This is a genomic window from Kitasatospora sp. NPDC094019 (assembly GCF_044764505.1).
Lineage (GTDB): Bacteria > Actinomycetota > Actinomycetes > Streptomycetales > Streptomycetaceae > Kitasatospora.
This window is the reverse complement of record NZ_JBIWIF010000007.1, coordinates 49,667-70,510: the sequence shown is the minus strand read 5'-3', so window position 1 is coordinate 70,510 and position 20,844 is coordinate 49,667. Positions and strand designations below refer to the sequence as shown.

Annotated in this window: 16 protein-coding genes; 13 read left to right on the top strand and 3 right to left on the bottom strand. The window is 73.9% G+C overall.

Translation table 11 applies throughout. The features are described from left to right. Positions 1–347: 347 nt before the first annotated feature. From hpnC to ACIQ9P_RS17475, 9 genes are all read left to right on the top strand, one after another. Entirely contained in the window at positions 348–1,364 is a 1,017-nt protein-coding gene (hpnC, locus tag ACIQ9P_RS17515) for a squalene synthase HpnC (RefSeq protein ID WP_402356994.1), read from the top strand. A gap of 41 nt (positions 1,365–1,405) precedes the next feature. Continuing rightward, positions 1,406–2,263: a presqualene diphosphate synthase HpnD gene (gene hpnD / locus ACIQ9P_RS17510; protein ID WP_402356019.1), complete on the top strand. Its 858-nt coding sequence runs from the start codon at positions 1,406–1,408 to the stop codon at positions 2,261–2,263. A gap of 166 nt (positions 2,264–2,429) precedes the next feature. After that, entirely contained in the window at positions 2,430–3,866 is a 1,437-nt protein-coding gene (gene hpnE, locus ACIQ9P_RS17505) for a hydroxysqualene dehydroxylase HpnE (RefSeq protein ID WP_402356016.1), read from the top strand. Between the two features lie 170 nt (positions 3,867–4,036). Next, complete coding sequence (locus ACIQ9P_RS17500; RefSeq protein WP_402356991.1) at positions 4,037–5,125, top strand: polyprenyl synthetase family protein; 1,089 nt, start codon at positions 4,037–4,039, stop codon at positions 5,123–5,125. Between the two features lie 7 nt (positions 5,126–5,132). Continuing rightward, positions 5,133–7,223, top strand: a complete 2,091-nt coding sequence (shc, locus tag ACIQ9P_RS17495) for a squalene--hopene cyclase (RefSeq protein WP_402356013.1) — start codon at positions 5,133–5,135, stop codon at positions 7,221–7,223. Beyond that, on the top strand, positions 7,220–7,915 hold the full coding sequence (locus ACIQ9P_RS17490; RefSeq protein WP_402356010.1) for a 1-hydroxy-2-methyl-2-butenyl 4-diphosphate reductase: 696 nt from the start codon (positions 7,220–7,222) through the stop codon (positions 7,913–7,915). The genes shc and ACIQ9P_RS17490 overlap by 4 nt, the downstream gene beginning before the upstream one ends. Positions 7,916–7,917: 2 nt before the next feature. Further along, complete coding sequence (gene hpnH, locus ACIQ9P_RS17485; RefSeq protein ID WP_045939934.1) at positions 7,918–8,943, top strand: adenosyl-hopene transferase HpnH; 1,026 nt, start codon at positions 7,918–7,920, stop codon at positions 8,941–8,943. Positions 8,944–9,084: 141 nt separating this feature from the next. Beyond that, positions 9,085–11,040 carry a 1-deoxy-D-xylulose-5-phosphate synthase gene (dxs, locus tag ACIQ9P_RS17480; protein ID WP_402356006.1) on the top strand — a complete coding sequence of 652 codons (1,956 nt, stop codon included), beginning with the start codon at positions 9,085–9,087 and terminating at the stop codon, positions 11,038–11,040. Beyond that, positions 11,030–12,478, top strand: coding sequence for an aspartate aminotransferase family protein (locus tag ACIQ9P_RS17475; RefSeq protein WP_402356003.1), 1,449 nt, complete (start codon positions 11,030–11,032; stop codon positions 12,476–12,478). The genes dxs and ACIQ9P_RS17475 overlap by 11 nt, the downstream gene beginning before the upstream one ends. A gap of 99 nt (positions 12,479–12,577) precedes the next feature. Here ACIQ9P_RS17475 and ACIQ9P_RS17470 read toward each other — a convergent pair whose 3' ends face one another. Then, entirely contained in the window at positions 12,578–12,850 is a 273-nt protein-coding gene (locus ACIQ9P_RS17470) for a DUF6343 family protein (RefSeq protein ID WP_402356000.1), read from the bottom strand. Between the two features lie 188 nt (positions 12,851–13,038). On the opposite strand from ACIQ9P_RS17470, the gene ACIQ9P_RS17465 reads away from it, so the two are divergent. Further along, a complete protein-coding gene (locus ACIQ9P_RS17465; RefSeq protein WP_266314179.1) occupies positions 13,039–13,227 on the top strand; it encodes an I78 family peptidase inhibitor in 189 nt (62 codons plus the stop codon). A gap of 243 nt (positions 13,228–13,470) precedes the next feature. On the opposite strand, the gene fabG is transcribed toward ACIQ9P_RS17465, so the two are convergent. Further along, entirely contained in the window at positions 13,471–14,238 is a 768-nt protein-coding gene (gene fabG / locus ACIQ9P_RS17460) for a 3-oxoacyl-ACP reductase FabG (RefSeq protein ID WP_402355996.1), read from the bottom strand. A gap of 516 nt (positions 14,239–14,754) precedes the next feature. Here fabG and ACIQ9P_RS17455 point away from each other — a divergent pair. Next, positions 14,755–15,651, top strand: a complete 897-nt coding sequence (locus ACIQ9P_RS17455; RefSeq protein WP_360017768.1) for a MarR family winged helix-turn-helix transcriptional regulator — start codon at positions 14,755–14,757, stop codon at positions 15,649–15,651. A 280-nt stretch (positions 15,652–15,931) separates the two neighbouring features. On the opposite strand, the gene ACIQ9P_RS17450 is transcribed toward ACIQ9P_RS17455, so the two are convergent. Beyond that, entirely contained in the window at positions 15,932–16,795 is an 864-nt protein-coding gene (locus tag ACIQ9P_RS17450) for an aldo/keto reductase (protein ID WP_402355993.1), read from the bottom strand. Positions 16,796–17,063: 268 nt separating this feature from the next. Here ACIQ9P_RS17450 and ACIQ9P_RS17445 point away from each other — a divergent pair, with 268 nt between their 5' ends. Both ACIQ9P_RS17445 and ACIQ9P_RS17440 read left to right on the top strand, forming a co-directional pair. Then, positions 17,064–18,920, top strand: a complete 1,857-nt coding sequence (locus ACIQ9P_RS17445; RefSeq protein ID WP_402355991.1) for an ABC transporter transmembrane domain-containing protein — start codon at positions 17,064–17,066, stop codon at positions 18,918–18,920. Positions 18,921–19,041: 121 nt separating this feature from the next. Next, a complete protein-coding gene (locus ACIQ9P_RS17440) occupies positions 19,042–20,814 on the top strand; it encodes an ABC transporter ATP-binding protein (protein ID WP_402355988.1) in 1,773 nt (590 codons plus the stop codon). The last annotated feature ends 30 nt before the right edge of the window (positions 20,815–20,844 follow it).

Genomic DNA, 20,844 nt, shown 5'->3' with positions numbered 1-20,844 from the left:
GTCCGGACGACGGGGCCGGTCCCGGGGCGAGACCCGGGACCGGCCCCGTCGTTCGCGCGCCCCCGTCCCGGCCCCGTCGTGCCCCGGGTGGCCCGCCGCCGCCCGGGTGAGCGCCCCGTGCGCCGGGTGAGGCGCTCTTCTCCGGCGCGGGCGTCGGTGTCAGGCTGTGGGCGCGGGGGTGGTGTGCCGGACGGGACTCCCGTGATCGGACGCGTGTCCGACTCGGGCCGATCACTTGAGCGGTGTAGAACGGGGGAGTGACAGCAGTGTCGGCTTCGGCCCAGCCCAGTAGTGAGTCCCCGCCCGGAGGCGGACGCCCGGAAACCGGCGCCGCGGGCGCGGCGACCCTGGCGAAGGCGAGCGCGGAGAACTTCCCGGTCGCCCCGTTCTTCCTGCCCGCCGCGTGGCGCGACGACCTCATGACGGTCTACGGCTTCGCCCGGCTGGTGGACGACGCGGGCGACGGCGACCTCCCCGACCCGGCCGGCACCGCCGAGCTGCTCGGCGTGCCCGCGCCGCCGGAGCCGTCCGCGGGACCGACCGGGACCCCGACCCGAACCTCGACCGGAACCTCGTCCGGGAGCCCGTCCGCGGACCCCGGACTCACCCCTTCGGCCCAGTCCGGCCCACCCGCCCCGGACCTGCCCTCCGCGGCCGACACCGCGTTCCGCCTCGCCCTGCTGGACGGCCTGGAACGGGACCTCGACCGGGTCTTCGAGACCGCCCTCGACCCCGCCCGCGGTGACGCCCCCCGGCACCCGCTGATGCGCCCGCTGGTCCCGCTGGTCGACCGGCACGGACTCACCCCGGAGCCGTTCCGCCGCCTGATCGAGGCCAACCGGGTCGACCAGACCACCACCCGCTACCGGGACTACGACGAGCTGATCGCCTACTGCACGCTCTCCGCCGACCCGGTCGGCCGCCTGGTCCTGGCCCTCGCCGGCGTCTCCACCCCCGAGCGGATCGCGATGTCCGACGACATCTGCCGGGCCCTGCAGATCGTCGAGCACCTCCAGGACGTGGCCGAGGACCTCGCCCGGGGCCGGATCTACCTGCCCGCCGAGGACCTCGAACGCTTCGGCGTCACCGAGGCCGACCTCGCCGCGCCGAGCGCCGGGGCCCCCGTCCGCGAGCTGATCCGGTTCGAGGCGGACCGTGCCCGCACCCTGCTCGACCGAGGTGCGCCGTTGGTAGGTACGGTTCGGGGGAGGCTTCGACTGCTCCTCGCGGGATTCACCGCGGGCGGGTACGCGGCCCTGGCGGCCGTCGAGGGCGCCGGGTACGACGTGCTCGCCCAGCAGGCGAAGCCGGACAAGCGCCGCCTCGCAGCGAAGGCGGCGGCCATCTTCGCGAAGGGAAGGTGAACGCCCGCGTGGCGGCATCACCACTGGCGTCGGCTCCGGTCATGGCGGCCTACCGGTACTGCGAGGCAGTGACCGGACTGCAGGCCCGCAACTTCAGCTACGGCATCAGGCTGCTGCCCGAGCCGAAGCGGCTGGCCATGTCGGCCCTGTACGCGCTGGCGCGCCGGGTGGACGACATCGGCGACGGCGAGCTCCCGGCCGACCGCAAGGCGGAGGCGCTGCTGCGCACCCGCGAAATACTCGACGAGATCCGGGCCGGCTCCGTCGCGGAGGACGACACCGACCCGATCAAGGTCGCGCTCGCGGACACCGCCCGGCGCTTCCCGATCGACCTCGGCGGCTTCGACGAGCTGATCGACGGCGTCGAGATGGACCTCAAGGGCGCCGAGTACCAGACCTACGAGGAACTCAAGGTCTACTGCCGGTGCGTCGCGGGGGCCATCGGCCGGCTGTCGCTCGGCGTCTACGGCTGCGAGGACCCCGAGCGCGGAGCCCGCTACGCCGACACCCTCGGCCTGGCGCTCCAGCTCACCAACATCCTGCGCGACCTGCGCGAGGACGCCCTCAACGGCCGCACCTACCTGCCGATGGAGGACCTCGTCCGGTTCGGCTGCCAGGAGGGCTTCGCCCGGCCCAGGCCCCCGGTCGGGGCCGACTTCGTCGGGCTGGTCTCCTTCGAGGCGGCCCGCGCCCAGGCGGCGTTCGAGGAGGGCCTGCGGCTGCTGCCGATGCTCGACCGCCGCAGCCGGGCCTGCACCGCCGCCATGGCGGGCATCTACCACCGGCTGCTCGGCCGGATCGCCGCCGACCCGGAGTCGGTGCTGCGCGGCCGGGTGTCGCTGCCGGGCTGGGAGAAGGCGTACGTCGCGCTTTCCGGGCTCGCCGGGGGGCGTTCTTGATTCTTGCCACAGTTCTGTCACGCTGTGTCAGCGGGGAATCACTTATGGGTAGAGCCCTGTTGACCGTCGGGTCGGGCCCGGCCGCACCGACCGCGGACCCGACGGCACTGATCACGGGCGCCCCGGTCACGACCGGACCGGGCGCCGGACGCGAGGGGGAGGTCCGATGACCGGGCGAGCCGACGCCGCGCGCCCGGCCGCGGTCGTGGTCGGCGGCGGTCTGGCGGGCATCACCGCCGCGCTGCGGCTGGCGGAGGCGGGCCACCGGGTCACCCTCGCCGAGAGCCGGCCCCGCCTCGGCGGCCTGGCCTTCTCCTTCCGGCGCGGGGAGCTGACCGTCGACAACGGCCAGCACGTCTACCTGCGCTGCTGCACCGCCTACCGGGGCCTGCTGGAGCGTCTCGGGGCCAACCGGCTGGTCCACCTCCAGGAACGGCTGGACGTGCCCGTCCTGGGCGTCTCCGGGCCCGCCGACGCGCCGGTCCGCACCCTGGGCCGGCTCGGCCGCGCCGCGCTGCCGGTACCGCTGCACCTGGCCGGCAGCCTGGCCCGCTACCCGCACCTCGGCCCGGCAGACCGGGCCCGGGTGGTCCGCGGCGCGCTCGCGCTGCGCCGCCTCGACCTCGCCGACCCGGCCCTGGACGCCGTCTCCTTCGGCGACTGGCTGCGCCGGCAGGGCCAGAACGAGCGGACCGTCGCCGCGCTGTGGGACCTCGTCGGCGTGGCCACCCTGAACGCCAGGGCCGACCAGGTGTCGCTGGCACTGGCCGCGATGGTGTTCAAGACCGGCCTGCTCTCCGACCCCGGGGCCTCCGACATCGGCATGGCCGCCGTGCCGCTCGGCACCATCCACCACGACCGGGCGCTCGCCGAGCTGGAGCGCGCCGGGGTCAAGGTGCTGCTGCGCACCCGGGTCACCGAGCTCAAGCCGGCCGTCCCGCAGCACACCGTCCGACTGGAGGGCGGCGCCGAACCGCTCACCGCCGAGACGGTGGTCCTGGCCGGCGCCCAGGACGCCGCGGCGGAACTGCTGCCGCCGGACGCGGTGGACCGCCAGGACCGGCTCGCCCGGTTCGGCACCTCGCCGATCCTCAACGTCCACGTGATCTACGACCGCAAGGTGCTGCGCCGGCCGTTCTTCGCCGCGCTCGGCTCGCCCGTGCAGTGGGTCTTCGACCGCACCGCGCACTCCGGGCTGGCCGGCACCCCGCTCGGCGCGGCCCACCCCGGCGCCCAGTACCTGGCGCTCTCGCAGTCCGCCGTGCAGGACGAGATCGACCTGCCGGTCGCCGAGCTGCGCCGCCGCTACCTGCCGGAGCTGGCCCGGCTGCTGCCCGCCGCCGGCGGGGCCGAGGTCCTGGACTTCTTCGTCACCCGCGAGCGCACCGCCACCTTCGACCCGGCCCCGGGCACCGCCGCGCTGCGCCCCGGCCCTCGCACGGCCGTCCCCGGCCTGCTGCTGGCCGGCGCGTGGACGGCCACCGGCTGGCCCGCGACCATGGAGGGGGCCGTTCGCAGCGGTCACGCCGCCGCCGACGCGGCGCCGGCCGCCGACGGACGGCCCGGCCCGGCCGACCGCGGCGACGGGAGGTGGCCGAGGTGACCGGCGCCTCGTTCGCCGGGGACCTCGGCGAACCCGCCAGAGCGGGTGTCGACCCGTTCGGCCCCGGGGGCGCCACCGCCGTCACCGGCCGCGCCGGGCCCGGCCGCACCATCACCGCCAGCCTCGGGCCGTCCCACGCGGCCAGGCACCACCAGGGAGAGGGAACGTACGTGGAGTCACGCACCGGCACCGTCGGCGGAGGCACGGCACCTGCCGGACCGGTCTCGGTGCCGGACCTGCTCAATCGCACCCGCGCGCTCTGCACCCCGCCGCTGAGGGCCGCCGTCGCCCGGCTGGCGGCACCGATGGACACCGTCGCGGCCTACCACTTCGGCTGGATCGACCGGGACGGCACGCCGGTCGCGGGGGACGGCGGAAAGGCCGTGCGCCCCACCCTGGCCCTGCTTTCGGCCCAGGCCGCCGGTGCCCCGGCGGAGGCCGGGGTGCCCGGTGGGGTGGCTGTTGAACTGGTGCACAACTTCTCGCTGCTCCATGATGATCTGATGGACGGTGACGAGACCCGGCGCCACCGGGCCACCGCCTGGACGGTCTTCGGCCCGGCCCAGGCGATCCTGGTCGGTGACGCCCTGGCCACGCTCGGTACGGAGGTGCTCCTCGACGCCGCGACCGCGGGCGGCGCGAGCCCCACCGACGCCGCGCGTGCCGTCCGGCTGCTCAACACCGCCAGCCGCCGACTGATCGACGGGCAGGCGATGGACGTCGCCTTCGAGCAGCGGGACACCGTCACCGTCGCCGAGTGCCTGGAGATGGAGGGCGGCAAGACCGCCGCCCTGCTCTCCGCCGGAGCCGCGCTCGGCGCCGTCCTGGCCGGGGCGGACGACCGGGTCTCGGACTCGCTCCAGCGCTTCGGCGACCACCTGGGCCTGGCCTTCCAGGCCGTCGACGACCTGCTCGGCATCTGGGGCGCCACCGAGGTCACCGGCAAGCCGCACTGGGGCGACCTGCGCCAGCGCAAGAAGTCCCTGCCGGTCGCCGCCGCGCTCGCCGAGGGCGGCGCCGCCTCCCGTGAACTGGCCGAACAGCTCGCCGACCCCAAGGGGCGCGGCGAGGAGAGCGAGACCGAGCTGGCCGCCCGGGCCCTGCTGATCGAGCGGGCCGGCGGTCGCGCCTGGACCCGGGAGGAGGCCCGCCGCCAGCACACGACTGCCCTCGCCGCTCTGGACGAGGTGCCCATGCCCGATGTGGTGCGCGAGCACTTCGTCGCACTCGCCGAATTCGTGGTGGTACGAGAGAGGTGACGTTACGTTGACAGCAACCGCGGACGGCCGGCTCGACCCTGAGTACGATCCCGAGCCGGTCGCGGTGGGCGGCCTCCCCCCGGCGCTGCTGAGCGCCGGGGAGTGGCAGCCCGAGGGGGCCGCCGCCGCGTCGGCCGACCGGACCGAGCAACCGCAGGACGGTGCCTCCTCGGCCGAGGAGGCACTGGCCCGTGCCACCACCCACCTGCTCTCCCTGCAGAGTTCGGAAGGGTGGTGGAAGGGCGATCTGGAGACCAACGTCACCATGGACGCCGAGGACTTACTGCTCCGGCAGTTCCTCGGGATCCGGACCGAGGAGCAGACCAAGGCCACCGCCGAGTGGATCCGCTCCCATCAGCGCGAGGACGGCACCTGGTCCACCTTCCACGGCGGGCCGGCCGAGCTCTCCACCACCGTCGAGGCGTACGTCGCCCTCAAACTCGCCGGCGACGATCCGGGCGACCCGCACATGATGGCCGCCGCGCGCTGGATCCGGTCGGCCGGCGGGATCGCCGCCGCCCGGGTCTTCACCCGGATCTGGCTCGCGCTGTTCGGCTGGTGGCCCTGGGAACGGCTGCCGGAGATGCCGCCCGAGATCATGTTCCTGCCGAGGTGGCTCCCCCTCAACATCTACGCCTTCGGCTGCTGGGCCCGGCAGACCATCGTTCCGCTGACCGTGGTCTCCTCGCACCGGCCGGTACGCCCCGCCCCCTTCGCGCTCACCGAGCTGCACACCGACCCGGACGACCCCTTCCCGGTCCGGCCGCTCGCCCCGGCCACCAGCTGGGACGGCCTGTTCGAACGCCTGGACAAGGCCCTGCACGCCTACCACCACCGCGCCCTGCGCCCGCTGCGCCGGCTCGCCGTCTCCCAGGCGTGCCGCTGGATCGTCGAGCGCCAGGAGGCCGACGGCTGCTGGGGCGGCATCCAGCCGCCCGCCGTCTACTCGCTGATCGCCCTGCACCTGGAGGGCTACGAACTCGACCACCCGGTGATGCGGGCCGGGATCGCCTCCTTCGACCGCTTCACCGTGCACACCCCGGACGGCCGTCGCTGGCTGGAAGCCTGCCAGTCACCGGTCTGGGACACCTGCCTGGCCACCGTAGCCCTGGTCGACGCCGGACTCCCGGCCGATCACCCCGCGCTGGTCTCCGCCGTCGACTGGATGCTCGCCGAGGAGATCACCAAGCGCGGCGACTGGTCCGTCCAGCGGCCCTCGCTCGCCCCCGGCGGCTGGGCGTTCGAGTTCGAGAACGACACCTATCCCGACATCGACGACACCGCCGAGGTGGTGCTCGCGCTGGCCCGGGTCGCCCACCCGGACCCGGCCAAGGTGGCCGGTTCGGTCGACCGGGCCGTGCGCTGGAACCTCGGCATGCAGTCCAAGAACGGCGCCTGGGGCGCCTTCGACGTCGACAACACCAGCACCCTGCCGAACAAGCTGCCGTTCTGCGACTTCGGCGAGGTCGTCGACCCGCCGTCGGCGGACGTCACCGCCCACGTCGTGGAGATGCTGGCCGAGGTCGGCATGGCCCGCGATCCACGCACCCGGCGCGGCGTCGAGTGGCTGCTGCGCAACCAGGAGGCCGACGGTTCGTGGTTCGGCCGCTGGGGCACCAACTACATCTACGGCACCGGTTCGGTGCTCCCCGCCCTGGTCGCCGTCGGCGTGCCCGCCGAGCACCCGGCGATCCGCCGCGCCGTCCGCTGGCTGGAGGACCGCCAGAACACCGACGGCGGCTGGGGCGAGGACATGCGCTCCTACGAGGACCCGGCGCGCTGGGCCGGGCGCGGCGACTCCACCGCCTCGCAGACCGCCTGGGCGCTGATGGCGCTGCTCGCGGCCGGGGAGGGGCCGGACGGCCGGGCCAACCCCGCGGTCGAGCGCGGCGTCGACTGGCTGGTGCGCACCCAGCTGCCCGAGGGCACCTGGGACGAGCCCCAGTTCACCGGCACCGGCTTCCCGTGGGACTTCTCCATCAACTACCACCTCTACCGGCTGGTCTTCCCGGTCACCGCGCTCGGCCGCTATCTGCACGGTGGCCCCGCGGCCGGCCGCCCGGCCACCGGCCCGGCCCGGACGGGGGCGGTCCGATGACCGCCGCCCCCCTGCTGGTCCTGTGCGCGCTCGGCCCCGAGCTGTGGGCCCTGCGCGGCGGGGACTGGCGCGGCGCGGCCGGCGGCCCGCCCGTCCTGGTACGGACCGGCGTCGGTCGGCGGCGGGCCTCGCTCACCGTCCGACGGCTGCTGACCAGCGCCCCCGGTGGCTACGGTGCGCTGGTGGTGGCCGGATTCGGCGCCTCCGTCGCGCCCGGCATCACCCCCGGCGACGTGATCGTCGCGGACGGCGTCCGCGACGCCGAGGGCAACCACTTCACCGTCGGCTCGGGAGCGGACCTCACCCGGGCCCTGACCGTGCGCGGTCTGACCGCGCACACGGGCGTGCACCACACCGCCGACCACGTGGTGCGCGGCCTGGAACGGCGCGCCCTGCACCTGCAGGGCGCGCTCGCCGTCGACATGGAGGCCGCCGCCGTGCTGGCGGCCCTCAGCGAACTGCGGCCCGGCCTGCCCGCGGCCGTACTGCGGGTCGTCGTCGACACCCCCGAGCGCGAACTGCTGCGCCCGGGGACCCTGCCGGCCGGCGTCCGCGCCTGGCGGACGCTGCGCGCCACGGTGCCCGCCCTGGTCGACTGGCACCTGCGGAACGACCGGGCGGGCCGGGACCGGCCCTCGCCCGCCCATCTCGAGCACCCCACATCCTCGACGCTCCCCCAGGAGGCGAGCTAGCCATGGCCATGCCGTTGCGCCAGACCGTGCGGGTCGGCACCTACCTCATGCAGCAGAAGCTCAAGCGACGCGACAAGTTCCCGCTGATCGTCGAACTGGAACCGCTCTTCGCCTGCAACCTGGCCTGCGAGGGGTGCGGCAAGATCCAGCACCCGGCCGGGGTGCTGAAGCAGCGGATGCCGGTCGCCCAGGCGGTCGGCGCGGTCCTGGAGTCGGGCGCCCCGATGGTGTCGATCGCGGGCGGCGAGCCGCTGATGCACCCGCAGATCGACGAGATCGTCCGGCAGCTGGTCGAGCGCCGCAAGTACGTGTTCCTCTGCACGAACGCGCTGCTGATGCGCAAGAAGCTGGACAAGTTCAAGCCCTCGCCGTACTTCACCTTCACCGTGCACATCGACGGGCTGCGCGAGCGGCACGACGCCTCGGTGGCCAAGGAGGGCACCTTCGACGAGGCGGTGGAGGCGATCAAGGAGGCCAAGCGGCGCGGCTTCCGGGTGACCACCAACTCCACCTTCTTCAACACCGACACCCCGCAGACCATCATCGACGTGCTCGACTACCTCAACGACGACCTCCAGGTCGACGAGATGATGATCTCCCCGGCCTTCGCCTACGAGAAGGCGCCCGACCAGGAGCACTTCCTCGGCGTCGAGCAGACCCGCGAGCTGTTCCGCAAGACCTTCGCCGGCGGCAACCGGCGGCGCTGGCGCCTCAACCACAGCCCGCTCTTCCTGGACTTCCTGGAGGGCAAGGTCGACTTCGAGTGCACCGCCTGGGGCATCCCCAACTACTCGCTCTTCGGCTGGCAGCGGCCCTGCTACCTGATGGCCGACGGCTACGTGCCGACCTACCGCGAGCTGATCGAGAAGACCGACTGGGACAAGTACGGGCGCGGCAAGGACGCCCGCTGCTCCAACTGCATGGCGCACTGCGGCTACGAGCCGACCGCCGTCCTGGCCACCATGGGCTCCCTCAAGGAGTCCCTGCGGGCGCTCACCGAGACCGTCGGCTCCAACCGGGGCCGCTGACCGCACCCGTCGGCGGACGGCCCACCGGCCGTCCGCCCCGTCCGGCCCGGGTCCGCGCCCGGGCCGGACCCCCCACCCCGCGAGGCCGCGGCCCGACCGCGGGGGCACCACCGCACCGCTCCGAGTCGTGAGGTGAAAGCCATGTCACTGCTCTCCAGCGTCACATCCCCGGCGGACCTGAGAGCCCTCCCGGCCGCCGAGCTGCCCCGGCTCGCCGACGAGATCCGGGAGTTCCTGATCGACGCCGTCACCCGGACCGGCGGCCATCTCGGCCCCAACCTCGGCGTGGTCGAGCTGACCATCGCCCTGCACCGGGTGTTCGACTCCCCGCGCGACCGGATCGTCTGGGACACCGGCCACCAGAGCTACGTCCACAAGCTGCTCACCGGCCGCCAGGACTTCTCGGGGCTGCGGACCAGGGGCGGCCTGTCCGGCTACCCCTCGCGTGCCGAGTCCGAGCACGACCTGGTCGAGAACTCGCACGCCTCGACCGCGCTCTCCTACGCCGACGGCCTGGCCAAGGCGGCCCAGCTGCTCGGCCAGCACGACCGGCACACCGTCGCGGTGATCGGCGACGGCGCGCTCACCGGCGGCCTCGCCTGGGAGGCGCTCAACAACATCGCGGCCGCCAAGGACCGGCCCCTGGTCATCGTCGTCAACGACAACGAGCGCTCCTACGCCCGCACCATCGGCGGCCTCGCCAACCATCTCGCCACCCTGCGCACCACCCAGGGCTACGAGCGCTTCCTCTCCTGGGGCAAGGGCACCCTGCAGCGCACCCCGGTGGTCGGCCAGCCGATCTTCGAGGCGCTGCACGGTGCCAAGAAGGGCTTCAAGGACGCCTTCGCGCCGCAGGGCATGTTCGAGGATCTCGGGCTCAAGTACCTCGGCCCGATCGACGGCCACGACCTCGCCGCGCTGGAGTCCGCGCTCGGCAAGGCGCGCGGCTTCGGCGGCCCGGTGATCGTGCACTGCCTCACCGTCAAGGGCCGCGGCTACCGGCCGGCCGAGCAGGACGAGGCGGACCGCTTCCACGCCGTCAACCCGATCGACCCCTACACCTGTCTGCCGATCTCGCCCAGCAACGGTGTGTCCTGGACCTCGGTGTTCGGTGACGAGCTGCTGGCCGTCGGCGCCGAGCGGCCGGACGTGGTGGCGATCACCGCCGCCATGCTCCAGCCGGTGGGCCTGGCCAAGTTCGCCAAGGCGTACCCCGAACGCACCTTCGACGTCGGAATCGCCGAGCAGCACGCCGTCACCAGCGCGGCCGGCCTGGCCACCGGTGGGCTGCACCCGGTGGTGGCGGTCTACGCGACCTTCCTCAACCGGGCCTTCGACCAGGTGCTGATGGACGTCGCCCTGCACCGGCTCGGCGTCACCTTCGTACTGGACCGCTCCGGCGTGACCGGCCCGGACGGCGCCTCGCACAACGGCATGTGGGACATGTCGATCCTCCAGGTCGTCCCCGGGCTGCGGCTCGCGGCCCCGCGCGACGCCGACGAACTGCGGGCCCAGCTGCGCGAGGCGGTGGACGTCGCCGACGCCCCGACCGTGGTGCGCTTCCCCAAGGCGACCATCGGCCCGGCCGTCCCCGCGATCGAGCGGGTCGGCGGCGTGGACGTGCTGCTGCGGACGGGGGAGCTGCCGGAGATCCTGCTGGTCACCGTCGGCACCACGGCCGCCGCCGGGCTGGACGCGGCCCGGCTGCTGCTCGCCGAGGGGTTCACCGCGACCGTGGTCGACCCGCGCTGGGTCAAGCCGGTCGACCCGGCCCTGCCGGAGCTCGCCGCCCGGCACCGGATGGTGGTCACGGTCGAGGACAACGGCCGGGCCGGAGGTGTCGGCTCGGCCGTCGCCCAGGCGCTGCGGGACGCCGACGTGGACGTCCCGGTGCGGGTGCTGGGCCTGCCGCAGGAATTCCTCGGGCACGCCGCGCGCGGCGAGATCCTGGAGGAGACCGGGCTGACCGGCACCGGGGTCGCCGCCCAGACCGCCGCCTTCGCCAAGCACCTGCTCCCGGACCTGCGACTGCCGGACCGAGGGCTGACGGACCCGGACCTTCCGAACCGAGGAGCGAACCAGCGCCATGCCGGCTGACCCCGACGACCGCACCGGACCGCGCCCCGACCGCCCCGACCGCCCCGACCGCCCCGCACCGGGCTTCGACCTGGCCGCCCTGCTCGCCGAGCGGGGCAGGGAGCGGTACGAGCTGCAGAGCCGGTACCTGAATCCGCAGCTGGCCCGGATGCTGCACACCATCGGCTTCGACAAGTACTACGAGCGGGCCCGGGGCCAGTACTTCTACGACGCCGAGGGCAACGAGTACCTCGACATGCTGGCCGGCTTCGGCATCTTCGCGCTGGGCCGGCACCACCCGGTGGTCCGCTCGGCCGTCCAGCAGGTGATGGACCTCGATCTGCCGGACCTGGTCCGCTTCGACTGCTCGCCGTTGCCGGGCCTGCTCGCCGAGCGGCTGTTGTCGTACACGCCTGGGCTGGACCGGGTGTTCTTCGGCAACAGCGGCACCGAGGCGGTCGAGACGGCGCTGAAGTTCGCCCGGTACGCCACCGGCCGCCGCCGGATCCTGTACGCGGACCACGCCTTCCACGGGTTGACCACCGGCTCCCTGTCGGTGAACGGCGAGAACGGGTTCCGCAAGGGCTTCGACCCGCTGCTGCCGGACACCGCGATCCCGCTCGGCGACCTCGGGGCGCTGGCCAAGGAGCTGAGGCGCGGCGACGTCGCGGCGCTGATCGTCGAGCCGATCCAGGGCAAGGGCGTGCAGGCGCCGCCGCCGGGCTGGCTGCGGGCCGCCCAGGACCTGCTGCACGAGCACAAGGCGCTGCTGATCTGCGACGAGGTGCAGACCGGGATCGGGCGCACCGGCGAGTTCTTCGCCTACCAGCACGAGGACGGGGTGCTGCCGGACCTGGTGTGCGCGGCCAAGGCGCTCTCGGGCGGCTATGTGCCGGTGGGGGCGACCCTCGGCAAGGGCTGGATCTTCGAGAAGGTGTACTCCTCGATGGACCGGGTGCTGGTGCACTCGGCCAGCTTCGGCTCCAACGCGCAGGCGATGGCGGCCGGTCTGGCGACCCTGGAGGTGATCCGGGACGAGCAGGTGGTGGAGAACGCCCGCAAGGTCGGCGACCACTTCCGGGAGCGGCTGACCGCGCTGGTCGACCGGTACGAGCTGCTCGCCGAGGTGCGGGGGCGCGGGCTGATGATCGGGATCGAGTTCGGGCGGCCGAGGTCGCTGAAGCTGCGGACCGGCTGGACGGCCCTGCAGGCGGCCCGGAAGGGGCTGTTCGCCCAGATGGTGGTGGTGCCACTGCTGCAGCGGCACCGGATCCTCACCCAGGTGTCCGGTGACCATCTGGAGGTGATCAAGCTGATTCCGCCGCTGATCATCACCGAGCGGGACGTGGACCGGTTCATCGAGGCGTTCACCGAGGTGATGGAGGACGCGCACCGGGGGAGCGGCCTGATGTGGGACTTCGGGCGGACGCTGGTGAAGCAGGCGGTCGGCAACCGCTGAGTCCGGGTGACGGGGTGGGGGCCGGGGCACCGGTTCCCGCCCCGCGGCTTTCCACCGGTGCTTTCCGCCCGTGGTTTCCGCCCGGTGGGAGGCGGCGGCTCAGAGTTCGGTCCGGCGGCGCCGGACCACGACGACAAGATCGACCGCGGCGAAGAGGGTGAGGATGCCGCAGGCCACGGCGAAGCCGGTGAGGGTGCCCCGGCCCGGCGCGCCGAATTCGGGGGCGTGCGCGGCCCAGACCGCGAAACCCGCGGTGGCCAGCGCGAACAGCGGGGTGAAGGTCAGCGAGAGCAGGTAGCGCAGTTTGAGGTCGCTGCGGGCGGTGGCGGGTTCGGTGCCGCTGTGCCACCGTCGCGGGGTCGTCGGGGGCATCGGCTGTCACCTCCCGGTCCTTGCCGCCCCGGTCTCCAGCCCTGTCCGGCCCTGTCCGGCCCGGAACCTCTCCGGTCCCGTCCCGGTCGGGCCCGGGCCCGCCGCCGGGCCGTGCGCCGCCCGCGGCCGGTCCGCACGGCCGGTCTACGATTCCAGCGTACGTCTGTTGGGCGAGCCGGGGAGGGGCGATGACGGACACGGATGCCGAGGGGTACGCGGGGCTGCGGGTCGAGCGGGCCGAGGAGTTGGCCCGTCGGCACGGATGGGCCTCGGTGCGGGTGCTGCCGCCGGGGGCGGCGATGACGATGGACCACCGCGAGGGGCGACTGAACCTCGCGGTGCGCGACGGGCTGGTGGTCCGTAGCTGGGAGGGTTAGGCCCTGTCGGTCGGGGGTGACGGCCGGGTGTTCCAGGGGTATTTCCGATGCCGAATCGGAATTCCCGGCAAAGGTGTTACCTGATCGCGACGAGGCCGTTTCAGGACGCTCCGAAGACGTTTTCGGATCGAATGTCCGTATGGTGTTCGTGTGCCTTTTGCCAAATTCAGGCAAAAAAATACGGGGTGGGAGACCGGCGGGTCCGGTTCCCACCCCGTGGTAACCCTGCGTAGGTTCGCGGGGTCAGTCGAGGGGGCCGCCGGCCACGTAGACCACCTGACCGGAGACGAAGCCCGCGCCCTCGCCGGCGAAGAAGGAGATGGTGTTCGCCACGTCCTCCGGCTCGCCCACGCGCCGCACCGGGATCTGGGTCGCGGCGGCGGCCTTGAAGTCCTCGAAGTCCATGCCCACCCGGGCCGCGGTGGCGGCCGTCATGTCGGTGGCGATGAAGCCGGGGGCGACCGCGTTGGCGGTGATGCCGAACTTGCCGAGCTCGATGGCCAGGGTCTTGGTGAAGCCCTGCAGGCCGGCCTTGGCGGCCGAGTAGTTGGCCTGGCCCCGGTTGCCCTGGGCGGAGGAGGAGGAGAGGTTGACGATCCGTCCGAAACCGGCGTCGACCATGTACTTCTGGACCGCCCGGGTCATCAGGAAGGCGCCGCGGAGATGCACGTTCATGACCGTGTCCCAGTCGGTTTCGGTCATCTTGAAGATCAGGTTGTCGCGGAGCACGCCCGCGTTGTTCACGAGGACGACCGGCGCGCCGAGCTCGGCGACGATCCGGTCCACGGCGGCCTCCACCTGGGCGGCGTCGGAGACGTCGGCGCCGACCGCGAGGGCCCGGCCGCCCGCGGCGGTGATCCGCTCGACGGTCTCCCGGCCGGCCGACTCCTCCAGGTCGAGCACGGCGACGGCGTAACCGTCGGCGGCCAGGCGGACGGCGGTGGCGGCGCCCAGGCCGCGGGCGGCGCCGGTGACGACGGCGACCCGCGGGGAGGTGGTCTGCTCGGTCATGCTCGGTCTCGTCTCTCTCGGAGGTCCGCGGACGTCGGAGCGGGTCCGCGGATGTCGCTCGGGTGTCGCTCGGGGGTCACCCCGGTGACCGGCCGGACGCGGTTCCGTTCCGGAACGCGGTACCCAGGGAACTCCCAGGAACCGCACGGCGGGCTCTCGGGTTCCACCGGGCCGTTCCGGAGCGCGGATCCGCCCGGGTGGCCATACCCTACCGGCGGGTAGGGAGGGCGGCCAGGGCGAAGGCGCAGGTGACCGAGGGTAAGGACCGACCGGTCGGCTTTCTCCTGCGAACGGGTTACCGGCGGGTCGGCGCGGCGAGTAAATATGCCAATGTTGCCGAACCTGCGTCTACTATCCGCCCCTGCCTGCCAGCGAGGGCCTGCCGTTTGTATAGTGTCCGCCAGCAGCCACCGGCTGCACGGCTGGAGCGCCCTCCCTCACAGCGGGACGCCCACTCGCCGTTACTGCCCCACCCGGGTGTCCCACACACACCGGGTGTGACATCGGGACGGATACATGGTGCTGGGGGAGATCCCGACGACCCGCGTGTCCGCGCGACTGCAGCAGTCGCCCGGACACCTCATCCGCGTTGCACAGCAGGTCCACACTCGACTGTGGTCCGAACATGTCGGGGCCGATCTCACGGCCCCGCAGTTCGCGGTCCTGTTGGTTCTCGCCCTCGAACCGGGCGCCGACCAGCGGACCGTAGGCGAGCGTGCCTCGCTCGACAAGGCCACAATGGCCGAGATGGTCGCCCGGCTGGTCCGGCGCGGCCTGGTGCTGCGGCGCCGAGACCCGGCCGACGGCCGGCGCAAGCTGCTCGCTCTCTCGCAGAGCGGCGCCCAGGCTGTTCGCGAGGCCACCGGCGGAGTGGTCCGCGTGCAGCGCACGCTCTTCGAGCCGCTCAGTTCGGAGGAGCAGCTGGAGATCGTCCGTGTGATGGCCAAGATAGCCAGACTGGAGCCGGCCCAGGTCGCCGTCCTGACGGACGCGCGACCGATGCTGGACGCCCAGAGGGCGATCGGCTACCTGATCCGGGTGAGCCAGCAGGTGCACACCAAGCTCTGGTCGGAGCACGTCGGTTCGGAGCTGACGGCGCCGCAGTACGCGGTGCTCGACGCGCTCGAACTGGAGCCGGGCGCCGACCAGCGCACGGTGGGCGAGCTCGCCTCGCTGGACAAGGCCACGATGGCGGAGATGGTCAGCCGGCTGGTCCGGCGCGGCCTGGTCCAGCGTCGCCGCGACCCCTCGGACGGGCGGCGCAACCTGCTGTCGCTCTCGCCGGCGGGTCAGGATCTGCTGCACCGCTCGTCCGCGGGCGTGGCGCAGGTCCAGCGGTTGCTGCTGGCTCCGCTGGAGGAGCACGAGCACGAGGCGGCGCTCGCGCTGATCGCGAAGGCGGCACGGCTGTAGGCGAATGCCTCGGCCGTCCGGCAAAACGATTCGCCAGTCGGTCGCTCCGCGGTCGTCCGTCGCTCACCCGGCGGCCGGCCGTACTCGACCGCGGGCTGTCGGCCCCGGACCGGTGACGGTTCGCGGGTCGGGGCAGCCACTGCGGTCGAGGCAGTCAGAGCAGTCGGTGCGGGGCGACGCAGGGCAATGCAGGTCAATACGGCGAAGGCCGCCCTCCCGGATCGGGGAGGGCGGCCTTCGCCGTTGACGCGGTGCCGGGCGGGCGGTGCCGCCGGTCCGGTCAGTTCCAGTCGAAGCCCTGCGGGTCCGGGCCGATCCGGGTGCCGGTGGCGACACCGGCGATCGCGGCGAGGTCCTCGGCGTCCAGCTCGAAGCCGGCGACGTCGAGGTTCTCCTTGATCCGCGAGGGGGTGACCGACTTCGGGATCGCGATGATGCCGCTCTGGAGGTGCCAGCGGAGCACCACCTGGGCGACGGTGCGGCCGTGCTTCTCGGCGATCCGGACCAGGGCCGGCTCGCCGAGCAGGTCCTTGCCCTGGCCGAGCGGGCTCCACGCCTCGGTGGCGATGCCGTGCTCGGCGTGGAAGGCGCGCAGCTCCTCCTGCGGGAAGTACGGGTGCAGCTCGACCTGGTTCAGCGCCGGCACGAGCGAGGACTCCTCGGCCAGCCGGGTGAGCTGCTCGGTGCCGAAGTTGGAGACGCCGACCGACCTGACCCGGCCGTCGGCGCGCAGCTGCTCCAGGGCCTTCCACACATTGGCGTAGGTGCCGTGCATCGGGCGCGGCCAGTGGATCAGGTAGAGGTCGAGGTACTCCAGGCCGAGCCGCTCCAGGGCGGCGTCGAACTCGCGCAGCACCGCGTCCCGGCCCTGCTGGCCGGACCAGTCGCGGGTGCCGGAGTTCCACAGCTTGGTGGTGATGTAGAGGTCCTCGCGGGCGATGCCGCCGGCCAGCGCCTCGGCGACGGCCTTGCCGGTGCCGGTCTCGTTCTCGTAGATCGCGGCGGTGTCGATGGAGCGGTAGCCCGCCCCGATCGCGGCGCGCACGGCGTCGGTGGCCTCCGCGTCCGGCACCTGCCAGACCCCGAAGCCGAGCTGGGGGATGAGGTTGCCGTCGTTGAGCTCGATGCTCGGGATGTTGCTCACGGAAGGAGTGCCCTCTCCTGGTCGTCCACGGTCCACAGGGGGAACCGGCGGGGCGGCCGGCTTTGTTCCCGGGTCCGGGAGAAATTTTCCGACGCGCGTTATCGGCGCCTGCAGCAGCCTACGGGGTGGGCCCGGTGAGCGGAAAACCTGTTGCGCAGGTCACATCCGGGTTGGCAGTCTCGCTGCCATGACCTCCTGACCGACTCACGGCCGTGACCCTACCGGCCTCCCCCGTGTCCTCCGCCCGCGCCGCCTCCAACGGAGCGTCATGCTGCTCAAAACCCTCCCGCTGGCCGATCCCGGCCGTCCGGAACTCTCCTCCCCGCTCGGGTTCCTGCGCTGGCTCCAGCGCGGCCAGCGGCGCGGGCAGGTGCTCGCCACCTGCTGGTCGCTGCTGGAGATGGGCTGCCAGGCGGCCCTGCCGCTGCCGGTCGGCCTCGGCGTCCAGGCCGTGGTGGACGGGGACTCCGGCGCCCTGTGGCGGGCCGGCGCGCTCGCCCTGGCGCTGGCGGCGGTCTCCGCGGTCGGCACCGTCCTGCTGCACCGGCAGGCGGTCTGGAACTGGATCCACGCCGCCTGTCAGGTACGGCAGCTGGTGGCCCGCCAGGCGTCCCGCCTCGGCTCCGGGCTGTCCCGGCGGATCGCCACCGGCGAGATCGTCGCGGTCGGCAGCGGGGACGTCGAGAAGATCGGCTGGTACGTCGAGCTCGTCGCCCGGCTGCGCGGGGCGGTCGTCGTCTGGCTGGGGGTGAGCGCGGCGGTGCTGGCGACCGAACCGGTGCTGGGGCTGGCCGTGCTGCTCGGCGTGCCGGTGCTCGCCGCGTCGGTCTGGCCGCTGCTGGGGCCGTTCGAGCGCCGCTACACCGAGCAGCGCGCCCTCGGCGGCAAGGCGACCGAGCTGGCCGCCGACACGGTGGCCGGGCTCCGGGTGCTGCGCGGCATCGGCGGCGAGGAGCTGTTCCTCGACCGCTACCGGGCAGCCTCCCAGAAGGTCCGCGCGGCCGCCGTCCGCTCGGCCCGGATCTGGTCCCTGATGCAGGCCCAGCAGGTGCTGCTGCCCGGGCTGTTCGTGGTCGGGATCACCTGGTACGGCGCCCGGCAGGCGGCCGAGGGGCGGATCTCGATCGGCACCCTGGTCGCGGTCTACGGCGCGACGGCGTTCCTGGCCGCGCCGCTGCGGATCCTCGGCGAGGCGGCGCACGCCTGGAGTGTCGCCAGGGTCTCGGCCGGTCGGGCCGTCCGGGTGCTCTCGCTGACCCGGACCGACGACGAGGGGACCGGCGGGATCGCCGATCCGGCGCGCTCCGACCTGTACGACCCGGTCACCGGGCTGACCGCCCGGGCCGGCGAGCTGACCGCGGTGGTCTGCGGCGACCCGGACTTCGCCGGCGCGCTGGCCGAGCGGCTCGGCGGGCACGTCCCGGTGGCCGAGGGCGGGCGGCCGGAACCCTCGGTCCGGCTCGGCGGCGTCGAACTGGACACCGTCCCGCTGGCCGAGGCCCGGGCCGCCGTGCTGGTGCACGACAAGGAGCCGGTCCTGCTCTCCGGCACCCTGGCGGCGCTGTTCGACATCCCCGCCTCCGGCCGGGTCGGCCCCGAGGAGGCGCTCGCCGCCGCCCGGGCCGAGGACGTGCTCGACGCCCTGGTGGACGGTTCGCCCGGCCTGGCGGGCCGCGCGGAGGCGATGCGGGCGGAGATCACCGAGCGGGGGCGCTCGCTGTCGGGCGGGCAGCGCCAGCGGCTGGCGCTGGCCCGTGCGCTGCTGGCCGACCCGCCGGTCCTGGTGCTGGACGAGCCGACCAGCGCGGTCGACGCGCACACCGAGTCCCGGATCGCGGCCGGGCTGCGGGCGAACCGGGAGGGGCGCACCACGGTGGTCCTCGCGACCAGCCCGTTGCTGCTCGACCGGGCGGACCGGGTGGTGCTGGTCCGGGACGGCCGGGCGGCCGCGAGCGGCTCGCACCGCGAGCTGATGCGCGGCGAGCCGGCCTACCGGGCGGTGGTGACCCGTGAGGAGGCGCCGGCGCCGGTCGGGCCGGCGGTGTTCGGGCCGACCGCGCAGGGGCCGACCGCGCAGGGGCCGACGGCGGTGGACGCGCCGGCGTCGGTGGGGGAGCGGTCATGAGGCGCCCCCGCACGTCCGGCCCGTGCCCGTCCGGCCTCCGTAGGTCCGGCCCGGGCGCGGCCGGGGCCGTCGCCGCGCGGTGGCGCAACCGTCCGATCCGGACCGAGTCGAGGAGTGGGACATGAAGCCCCCCGTCCAGCAGGAGCAGGGGCCGGCCACCACGCTGCCGGTCGGCTCCCCGGCCGCCGTGCGCGGCTACCTCCGGGTGCTGGCCCGGCGCCACCGCGGGCCGTTCTCGGCGGTGGTCGGGCTGCACACGGTGGCCACCGTGGCCGGGCTGGTCGGACCGTGGGTGCTCGGCACCCTGGTCGAGTCGCTGGCCACCGGCACCGCCGGGTCCACCATCACGGTGGCCGTGGCCTGGTACCTGCTCGCCCTGGCGGTGCAGTCCGCGTTCACCTGGTGGTCGCGGCTGCGCGGCGCCGTGCTGGGCGAGCGGGTGCTGGCCGACCTCCGGGAGGACTTCCTGGTCCGCTCGGTGGCGCTGCCGACCGGTGTGCTGGAGCGGGCCGGGACGGGCGACCTGGTCTCCCGCGGCACCACCGACATCGACCGGCTGGACAAGTCGGTGCGCGAGGCGGTGCCGGAGCTGGCGGTGGCGATCGTCTCGCTGCTGCTGGTCCTCGGCGCCCTGGTGGTCACCTCGCCGCTGCTCGCGCTCACCTCGTTGCTCGGGCTGCCGCTGCTGCTGGCCTCCTCCCGCTGGTACTTCCGGCGCGCCCCGCAGTCCTACCGGAACGAGTCCGCCGGGTACGCGGCGGTGAACTCCGTACTGGCCGAGACGGTGGACGCGGGCCGGACGGTGGAGGCGCTGCGGCTCGGCGAGCAGCGGGTCCGGCTGACCGACCGCAAGCTGGCGGAGTGGATCGCCTGGGAGCGGTACACCCTCTGGTTGCGCTCGGCGTGGTTCCCGACCATCGACGCGGTGTACACCCTGGCCGTGCTCGGTCCGCTGGTGCTCGGCGGGCTGTTCGCGCTGCGGGGCTGGATCTCGGTGGGCCAGTTGACCACCGGGGTGCTGTACGCGCAGGCGCTGGTGGCCCCGGTCGACCTGATCCTGCGGTGGTACGACGAGCTGCAGATCGGACAGGCTTCGCTGGCCCGGCTGGTCGGTGTGCACGAGGTGCCCGCGGCGGAGAACGACGACGAGGCCCGGCCGAGCGGGCGGCGGGTCGAGGCGCGGGACGTGCGCTTCGGCTACCGCGAGGGCGCCGACGTGCTGCACGGCATCAGCCTGGACGTCGCCCCGGGCAGCCGGGTGGCCCTGGTCGGGCCCTCCGGGGCCGGAAAGTCCACCCTGGGCCGGCTGCTGGCCGGGATCTACGCCCCGGGCCGGGGCAGCGTGACCCTCGGCGGGGCGGCGCTGTCCCGGATGCCGGCCGAGCGGGTGCGCTCCGAGGTGGCGCTGGTCAACCAGGAGCACCACGTGTTCGTCGGGACGCTGCGGGACAACCTGCGGCTGGCCGCGCCCGGGGCGGACGACGCCGAGCTGCGCGGAGCGCTGGACGCGGTGGACGCCGGGGAGTGGGTGGACGCGCTGTCGGCCGGTCTGGACACCGAGGTCGGCTCCGGCGGCGCCGCGCTGACGCCGCCGCAGGCCCAGCAGCTGGCGCTGGCCCGGCTGGTGCTGGCGGACCCGCACACCCTGGTGCTGGACGAGGCGACCTCGCTGCTGGACCCGCGGGCCGCCCGGCACCTGGAGCGTTCGCTCTCCCGGGTGCTGGAGGGCCGTACGGTGATCGCCATCGCGCACCGGCTGCACACCGCGCACGACGCGGACGTGATCGCGGTGGTCGAGGACGGGCGGATCAGCGAGTACGGCAGCCACCCGGAGCTGGTGGCGGCCGGTGGTCCGTACGCGGCGCTGTGGCGCTCCTGGCGGGACGAGGGGTGAGCCCCCGGGCCGCTGACCGGGCATGACGGA

What these genes read in the sequence shown, in the direction of transcription:
- hpnD (WP_402356019.1), top strand. Translation starts at nt 1,406, where the DNA reads ATGGCGGCCTACCGGTACTGCGAGGCAGTGACCGGACTGCAGGCCCGC.
- hpnE (WP_402356016.1), top strand. Translation starts at nt 2,430, where the DNA reads ATGACCGGGCGAGCCGACGCCGCGCGCCCGGCCGCGGTCGTGGTCGGC.
- ACIQ9P_RS17490 (WP_402356010.1), top strand. Translation starts at nt 7,220, where the DNA reads ATGACCGCCGCCCCCCTGCTGGTCCTGTGCGCGCTCGGCCCCGAGCTG.
- hpnH (WP_045939934.1), top strand. Translation starts at nt 7,918, where the DNA reads ATGGCCATGCCGTTGCGCCAGACCGTGCGGGTCGGCACCTACCTCATG.
- dxs (WP_402356006.1), top strand. Translation starts at nt 9,085, where the DNA reads ATGTCACTGCTCTCCAGCGTCACATCCCCGGCGGACCTGAGAGCCCTC.
- ACIQ9P_RS17475 (WP_402356003.1), top strand. Translation starts at nt 11,030, where the DNA reads ATGCCGGCTGACCCCGACGACCGCACCGGACCGCGCCCCGACCGCCCC.
- ACIQ9P_RS17470 (WP_402356000.1), bottom strand. Translation starts at nt 12,850, where the DNA reads ATGCCCCCGACGACCCCGCGACGGTGGCACAGCGGCACCGAACCCGCC.
- ACIQ9P_RS17465 (WP_266314179.1), top strand. Translation starts at nt 13,039, where the DNA reads ATGACGGACACGGATGCCGAGGGGTACGCGGGGCTGCGGGTCGAGCGG.
- fabG (WP_402355996.1), bottom strand. Translation starts at nt 14,238, where the DNA reads ATGACCGAGCAGACCACCTCCCCGCGGGTCGCCGTCGTCACCGGCGCC.
- ACIQ9P_RS17455 (WP_360017768.1), top strand. Translation starts at nt 14,755, where the DNA reads ATGGTGCTGGGGGAGATCCCGACGACCCGCGTGTCCGCGCGACTGCAG.
- ACIQ9P_RS17445 (WP_402355991.1), top strand. Translation starts at nt 17,064, where the DNA reads ATGCTGCTCAAAACCCTCCCGCTGGCCGATCCCGGCCGTCCGGAACTC.
- ACIQ9P_RS17440 (WP_402355988.1), top strand. Translation starts at nt 19,042, where the DNA reads ATGAAGCCCCCCGTCCAGCAGGAGCAGGGGCCGGCCACCACGCTGCCG.